7 protein-coding genes are annotated in these 7,345 nt (G+C 71.7%); 1 reads left to right on the forward strand and 6 read right to left on the reverse strand.

The features are described 5' to 3' along the window. Positions 1-88: 88 nt before the first annotated feature. Entirely contained in the window at positions 89-1,762 is a 1,674-nt protein-coding gene (locus ACFQ36_RS18880; RefSeq protein WP_377016415.1) for a glycoside hydrolase family 13 protein, read from the reverse strand. 217 nt (positions 1,763-1,979) lie between these two features. Between ACFQ36_RS18880 and mshA the strand changes: the two genes are divergently transcribed. Next, the gene (gene mshA, locus ACFQ36_RS18885) at positions 1,980-3,227 is read left to right on the forward strand and encodes a D-inositol-3-phosphate glycosyltransferase (RefSeq protein WP_377016417.1); all 1,248 of its coding nucleotides are present in this window, start codon (positions 1,980-1,982) and stop codon (positions 3,225-3,227) included. On the opposite strand, the gene ACFQ36_RS18890 is transcribed toward mshA, so the two are convergent. From ACFQ36_RS18890 to ACFQ36_RS18910, 5 genes are all read right to left on the reverse strand, one after another. Next, the gene (locus ACFQ36_RS18890) at positions 3,224-3,505 is read right to left on the reverse strand and encodes a hypothetical protein (protein WP_377016419.1); all 282 of its coding nucleotides are present in this window, start codon (positions 3,503-3,505) and stop codon (positions 3,224-3,226) included. The two genes, mshA and ACFQ36_RS18890, sit on opposite strands and share 4 nt — an antisense overlap. 138 nt (positions 3,506-3,643) lie before the next feature. Continuing rightward, positions 3,644-4,903, reverse strand: coding sequence for a kynureninase (locus ACFQ36_RS18895; RefSeq protein WP_377016421.1), 1,260 nt, complete (start codon positions 4,901-4,903; stop codon positions 3,644-3,646). Between the two features lie 80 nt (positions 4,904-4,983). Further along, entirely contained in the window at positions 4,984-5,733 is a 750-nt protein-coding gene (locus ACFQ36_RS18900; protein WP_377016423.1) for an alpha/beta fold hydrolase, read from the reverse strand. Beyond that, positions 5,730-6,659 carry a MaoC family dehydratase gene (locus ACFQ36_RS18905; protein WP_377016426.1) on the reverse strand — a complete coding sequence of 310 codons (930 nt, stop codon included), beginning with the start codon at positions 6,657-6,659 and terminating at the stop codon, positions 5,730-5,732. Before ACFQ36_RS18905 ends, ACFQ36_RS18900 begins: the two co-directional genes overlap by 4 nt. Continuing rightward, positions 6,656-7,345, reverse strand: a 690-nt coding sequence (locus ACFQ36_RS18910) for an SDR family oxidoreductase (RefSeq protein WP_377016428.1), incomplete at its 5' end; no start/stop codon positions are given. The genes ACFQ36_RS18910 and ACFQ36_RS18905, both read right to left, overlap by 4 nt.

Below are 7,345 nucleotides of genomic sequence, written 5' to 3' on the forward strand. Positions count from 1 at the left end.
CGTCCGCACCGCCCTGATCCGCGCGGCGCTGGGCCTGCCGGGAGCCGGACACGCCCTCGCCCGGCGCTTCACGATGAGGTGAAGTGAATCAGGCGCGCGGGCGAACCCGCAGCCAGACGGTGGTGTCCGGCGGCAGCAGGCCGTCATGCAGCGGGGCGCTGCCGACCAGGAATTCGCCGTCCGGAACGGGCGCCGGCCGGGCGCCGAAATTGGCCACCGTGTGCCAGCCGCCGGGGCGGGCGAAGTGCAGCACCTGCCCCGTACCGCCGTCGCACCACCGAAGCTCCTCATAGGTCTGCAGCTCCCGGCGCAGCGCCAGCGCACGCCGGTAGAAGCTCAGGGTGGAGCCTTCGTTCCCGTCCTGTGCTTCGACGCTGCAGGCCCCGAACCAGTCCGGCTGCGGCAGGTGCGCCCCGTCCGGCCCAAAACCGAAGGACGGCCCGTCGACCGTCCATGGCAGCGGCACCCGGCAGCCGTCGCGGCCCTTGCGCCTGCGGCCGGTCCGTTCCCAGATCGGATCCTGCAGCACGGCGGCCGGCAGGTCGGGGACTTCGAACAGCCCCAGTTCCTCGCCCTGGTACAGGTACGCGGACCCGGGCAGCGCCAGCATGAGCAGCGTCGCGGCACGGGCCCGGCGCAGACCCAGCACCTGGTCCTCGGCAGGCTCCCGGCCCTCGCCCATCAGCCACCGGGCATAATCGGTGCCCGGTGGCAGGCCGTAGCGGGTGGCATGCCGGACGACGTCGTGATTGGACAACACCCACGTCGACGAGGCCCCGGAAGTCCCGGCCTGGGCCAGGTTGTCGGTGATGATGGTCCGAAACTGGTCCGGGTCCCAGTCCGCCCGCAGCAGGTCGAAGTTGAACGCCTGGCCGAGGCCCTCGGGGCTGGCATAGGCATGGCGGCGCGCGGCCGGCACCCAGGCCTCCGCCACCGCGGTGCGCGGCGGGTCGTACTCGTTGAAGACCTTGCGCCACTCGGCATAGATCCCGTGGACCTCGTCCCGGTCGTACAGCGGGTCCTTACCGTCCAGCGGCGTGGTCCCGCTGGCCGCCGTCGGCCTGCTGCGCAGCGGTTCGGACATGTCCTTCGCCAGCGCGTGCGCCACGTCGACCCGGAACCCGTCGACTCCCCGGTCCGACCAGAACCGCAGCGTGCTCAGGAAATCCTCGCGCACTTCGGGATTGTCCCAGTTCCAGTCCGGCTGCTCCCGGGCGAACAGATGCAGGTACCACTGGCCCGGCTCGCCGGACGGCTCGGTGATCCGGGTCCAGGCGCTGCCGCCGAAGTGGGACACCCAGTCCGACGGCGGCCGGTTGCCGTCCGGGCCCAGGCCGTCGCGGAAGATGTACCTGTTCCGGGCCGTGCTCCCCGGGCCGGCGGCGAGCGCCTCGCGGAACCAGCGGTGCCGGTTCGAGGAGTGGTTGGGGACGATGTCCACGATCACCTTGAGTCCGGCATCGTGCAGCGCCCGGATGAGCTCGTCGACCTCGGCCAGGCTGCCCAGCCGCGGGTCGACGTCCCGGTAGTCGTCCACGTCGTACCCGCCGTCCGCCAGGGCCGACGGGTAGAAGGGACTGAGCCAGACGGCGTCGATCCCCAGGGAGGCCAGATAGGCAATCTTGGACCGGATTCCCCGGATGTCTCCCAGCCCGTCTCCGTCGGCGTCGGCGAAACTGCGCGGGTAGATCTGGTAGACCACCGCCTGGCGCCACCAGTTCGGGTCCGTCTGGTGCATCTGCCGCCCAACGCCGCGGCTCATCCGCGGCCGCCGCGGTCGCGGTCCGGGCCCGGGTGCGCCGCCGGGCCCGGCGGCCCGCACCATGCGTAAAAACCAATGACAGCCATCTGTCCCTGTCTAGCATCGCCCGCGGGGCCTGTCGAGGCCCGGCGCCCGCCGGCCGGACACGGCGCGGTCCCCCAGCGGCTAAAGTGGTTGCTGCAACGTAGTGCCATCAGGCAGCCGGAGGAACGAATTCATGCGCCAACTGCGCCGCATTGCGGTCCTGTCGCTCCACACCTCCCCGCTCGCCGTCCCGGGCGGCGGGGACGCCGGCGGCATGAACGTCTACGTCAGGTCCCTCTCCCGCGAGCTTGTGGGCATGGGAGCCGAAGTGGATGTCTTTACCCGGATGACCTCCGCCGGCCAGGAACAGGTGGAATACCCGCGTCCGGGCGCACGCCTGATCCACCTGCCGGGTGCAGCGGCGGACGAGGTGGCCAAGGAGGACCTGCCCTCGCGCCTGCCCGAACTGGACCGCCAGCTGCGCAGCTTCGTGGCGGCCGACGGCAGCCTCTACGACGTTATCCACTCGCACTACTGGCTCTCCGGGACGGTGGGCCTGGCTCTCCAGCAGGACTGGGGTGTCCCGCTGGTCCATTCGATGCACACCATGGCCAAGGTGAAGAACCTGCACCTGCTGCCCGGCGAAGCGCCGGAACCCCGGGTCCGGATCCAAGGCGAGCAGCAGTTGGCGGCCGGGGCCGCCCGGCTCGTCGCGAACACCCTGGCCGAGGCAACCGAGCTCTCCGACCTGTACGGCGCCGCGCCCGGCAAGATCGACGTCGTCCCGCCCGGGGTGGACCTGAAGACCTTCCATCCCGGGGGCCGGAGCGCCGCCCGCCGGACGGCAGGCATCGCGGAGGAAGAGTTCCATATCCTCTTTGCCGGCCGGATCCAGGTCCTCAAGGGCCCGCAGGTGCTGCTCGCGGCGGCCGAGCTGCTGCGCCAGGCCCATCCGCGCATCAAGCTGCGGATCTCCATCATCGGCGAGCCCAGCGGCGCCACCCGGCTTGATCTGGCCCCGCTGGTCCGCCGGCACAGCCTGGCCGGGCTTGTCCGGCTCCTGCCGCCGGTGCCCGCCGCAGAGCTGGCCGCCTGGTTCCGCAGCGCGGACGTCGTGGCCGTGCCGTCCTACAGCGAATCCTTCGGACTGGTGGCGTTGGAGGCGCAAGCCTGCGGCACGCCCGTGGTGGCCACGAACGTGGGGGGACTGCCCTCGGCGGTCAGCCACGGGGCGACCGGCCTGCTGGTGGACGGCCATGGTCCGCATGACTGGGCAGCGGCGCTGGCGGAACTGTACGAGTATCCGCAGTTCCGCCGGCGGCTCGGGGGCAATGCCGCCATCCACGCCGCCGCCTTTGGCTGGGAACAGACCGCCGCGCTCACGGTGCACAGCTACCAGCACGCCGTCGACCACTTCCGCGCCGGCCGGCGCATCGCCTAACCCGCCGGCGCCTCACTGGCCGGCGCCTCCTTGGCCGGTGCCTCCTTGGCCCGGTCGACGAGTTCGTGGTAGCCCGCCTCCCTGGCGCAGTTGGCGCAGCAGTAGATACCCTCCCCGCCTTCCACCCCGTGGCCGAGGATCCTGCAGCCACAGTGCGAGCAGGCAGGTGCCATCATATGGATCGCGCATTCGAAGCTGTCAAAGGTGCGGGTCTCGCCGCTGCGGGTGACGGTAAAGGTCTTGTCGTACTCGTTGCCGCACATATCACAGGTAGCCATGGTTTCCTCCTGACGCCAGCACCGGCAAACCGGAGAGCATGCCGGATCCCTTTTCATCCTGCCTGTTCCGGCGGCACCGTGAAACACCCGGCCCACCGCGCCGCCGCCACTTCAACCTAACAGCGGCGGGCCGGACTGTCACGACCCTTCTGCGTCCCGGGTCAGCTCCGCGGCAATCGCTGCCACGCCCCGGAAAACCTCCTCGAAGCTGGTGGAGAGCGGGGACAGGCCCAGCCGGATGCCGTCCGGATTCCGGTAGTCCGGGATAACTCCCTGCTCCCAGAGCCGGGCCGTCGCCATCCGTGCGCCGGGGTGGTCGATCGTCACGTGGCCGCCGCGCCGGGCGGCTTCGCGCGGGGAGGCGACGACGGCGCCGGTGCCGGCCAGCAGCCCGTCCACGGCCTCCAGCGCATAGCTGGTCAGGGCGACCGACTTGTCGCGGATGGCGTGGATGCCGGCCCTGGCGATGAGTTCGACCATGTCCTGCATGGCGGACATGCCGATAATGGGCGGGGTGCCGCTGGCGAACCGGCGGATGCCGTCCGCCGGCCGGTAGCCCTGCTCCATGCCGAACGGGTCCCGGCTGCCGATCCAGCCTTGGATCGGCTGGGTGAGCTGCTGGTGCCCGGTGCGCACATAGGCCCAGGCCGGGGCGCCCGGACCGCCGTTGAGGTACTTGTAGCTGCAGCCGACGGCGAAGTCCACGCCCCAGGCGTCCAGCTCCACCGGCACGACGCCGACCGAGTGGCACAGGTCCCACAGCACCAGGGCGCCGGCGGCGTGGACCACGTCGGTGACCGCCTGCATGTCCGCCAGGTGCCCGGAGCGGTACGCCACGTGGCTGAGCACCACCAGCGCGGTGTCCGGACCGGCCACTTCCCGGACGGACTCAGGCTCCGCCCCGCCGTCGTACGGCACCTCGAGCCAGTCCAGCTCCAGCCCGCATTCGGCGGCGATGCCCTCGAGCACATAGCGGTCGGTGGGAAAGTTGTTCCGGTCCACCACCACGCGGCGCCGGCCGGGCCTGGCCGCCAGGGCGGCCCGTGCCAGCTTGTACAGCAGGACGGTGGTGGAGTCGGCGACGATGCACTGGCCGGCCCCGGCGCCCAGGGCCACCAGGCCCAGCTCGTCCCCCAGCCGTTCGGGCAGCTGCAGCCAGCCTTCGTCCCAGCCGCGGATCAGCCGGCCGCCCCAGTCGTGGACCATGAGCTCCCGGACCCGCTCCACCGAGGCCTGCAACGGCCGGCCGAGCGAATTGCCGTCCAGGTACGCGGGCACCCGCGGATCGCTCGCACCGACGAACAGCCCCCGGTAGCCGGCCAGCGGATCCCGGGCATCCAGCCCTCGGGCACGGGCGAGCAGGTCAGCACGTGTACCGCGTGTACTCTGTGCAGTCATGACCCCAGCCTAGCCGCCGAGGGCCCGCCCCGGCCGCCTCACTTTTTTGCCGCAGGCCTGCGAAGGGTGCGGCACATCCGCTATCGGGCACAGATCCATTCCGCCGTGATGGCGTTGAATGCGTCCGGTTCCTGCAGCGGGATCCCGTGCCCGCACCCGGGCAGGACACGCAGTTCGCTGCCCGGAAGCCCGGCGTGCAGCGCCGCGGCGGAGCGGCGCATGACGCGGCGCTCCTGCCGCCCGGCCAGGATGAGCGTGCGTGCGGTGCTGGTGCGCCAGCCCGCTGGGATCCGGTAGGCGGCGTTTTCCCGCAGGATGTTGCCCAGGGAATGCGCGCTCACCTGCCCCGATGACCGTACGTAGTCCCCAAACATGCCGGGAGGGATAAACATGCTCCTTGCCTGGAGCCGGGCGAACCACCTGCGGTTCCGCAGCGGAGCGGCGGACCTGAGCAACGGACCTGCCAGCCGGGCGGCGGGCAGGGGCAGGACCAGGGCGCTCACCAGGACGGCGCTGTCCACAATCCCCTGGTGGCGGGAGGCCAGGTCGACGGCAATCTGCGCGCCCAGCGAAAATCCGACCACGCCCACCCTCCGTGCCGGCCCCAGGTCCCGGATTAGTCCTGCCATCCGGTCCGCGGCAGCTGCGATGGTCGTAAAGCCGGCCGCACCGGACCGGCCATGCCCGGGCAGGTCCGGCACCACCACCTGGTGCGTGGCACCGAAGTACTCCACCTGCCGCTGCCACATCCAGCCCGCCACCCCGCCCCCGTGGAGGAACACGACCACCGGCCGGTCGGCAGTGCCCGATTCCGGACCCTGCGCCGTCACAGCGCCCGCACGCCGCCGGCGAAATACAGGCGCCGGCTGTGCTCGCCCCAGGCGGTGAAGCGGGAGGCGACCCACCTGTCCTCCACGCACTCGTCCTCAATCCGCAGGGCGACGGCGGCCGGCAGGTACACGGGCGCGGCGAACCGGATATCCCAGGCGTGCCGGTCCCCCGCCACGGCCTCGATGTCCGCCAGGACCCGGGAGGCCAGGTACATGCCGTGGGCCATGGACCGTTTCATGCCCAGCAGCCGGGCGGAAAGTGCGCTGAGGTGGATCGGGTTGAAGTCCCCCGAGACCACTGCATATTCGCGGCCTGCCTCCGCGCCCAGCCGCCAGCGCGCGGTGGGCGCCGGCGGCGCGAAGTCCTCCCGCGGCGGCCGCACCGCGGTGTCCAGCCCCGGCCGGAACACCCCCTTGGCCAGGTATTCGGACGTCCCCTGCCAGGCCGGCTCCCCCGCGGCGAGCACCTCCGTGCGCACGTCCAGCCGGGTTCCGGCATGGTGTCCGCGCAGGTTCTCCACCCAGGCCGACACCGTCAACGGCTCGGCGAAGTGGACGGCGCGCTGCTGGCGGACGCTGTTGGCCAGGTGGACCAGTCCGGGCAGCGGCAGCGGGAAGTCCGGGCGCGTGAGCAGGCTCATCGCCACCGGGAAGGCCACGGTATGCAGGAAGACCGACGGCAGCGTGTCCCGCACCGTGCCGCCCACCAGATGCTGGAACCGGGTCAGGCGGTCCAGGTCCACCCGGACGTCCGCCGCGGTGTGCCGTACAGGGGGCAGCTGCTGCGGGCGGGAAGCGCCGGAGAGAGATTCCCTGGCCGCGGTGGTGGCGGCGTGGACCAGGAGTTTGGAGACGGAGGGCAACTCGTCCAGCCGGACCTCCTCCAGCCGGCCCGCCGGCGCGGCATCGTCTTCGCGGGTGCTCATGCCCCCACCAGGCTCTGGCCGCAGACCCGCAAGGTCTGCCCGTTAATGCCGGCCGCGGCGTCGCTGGCCAGGAAGGCCACCGCTTCGGCCACATCCACCGGCAGTCCGCCCTGCTGCAGCGAGGGCAGCAGGCGCCGGGCCACCTCGCGCGTGACCGCCGGCATACGCGCGGTCATCTCGGTTTCGATGAGTCCGGGCGCGACCGCGTTGATGGTTCCGCCGCGTTCGGCCAGTGCCGGCGCCAGGGCACGCACCATGCCGATCACTCCCGCCTTGGAGGCGGCATAGTTGGCCTGGCCGCGGTTGCCGGCAATGCCGCTGGTGGAGGCCAGGCATACGATCCGCGGCACCGGACCAAGCAGCTCCGAGGCCAGGAAGGCCCGGTTCATCCGCAGCTGCGCGGCGAGGTTCACCTCCAGCACGGCGTTCCACCGGTCCGCGTCCATATTGGCCAGCAGCTTGTCCCGGGTAATGCCCGCATTGTGCACCACGATGTCCAGGCGTCCGTGGCGGCCGGCTGCGTGCTCGAGGATGCGCGTCCCGGCCTCCGGATGCGTGATGTCCAGCTGCAGCGCGGTGGCGCCGATTCGGTTGGCGACGGCGGCCAGCCGCTCCCCGGCCGCCGGGACGTCGACGACGACAACGTGGGCACCGTCGCGCCGCAGCACCTCGGCCGTGGCGGCGCC

The organism is Arthrobacter sp. GCM10027362 (genome assembly GCF_042679445.1).
In the GTDB taxonomy this organism is placed as follows: Bacteria; Actinomycetota; Actinomycetes; order Actinomycetales; family Micrococcaceae; genus Crystallibacter.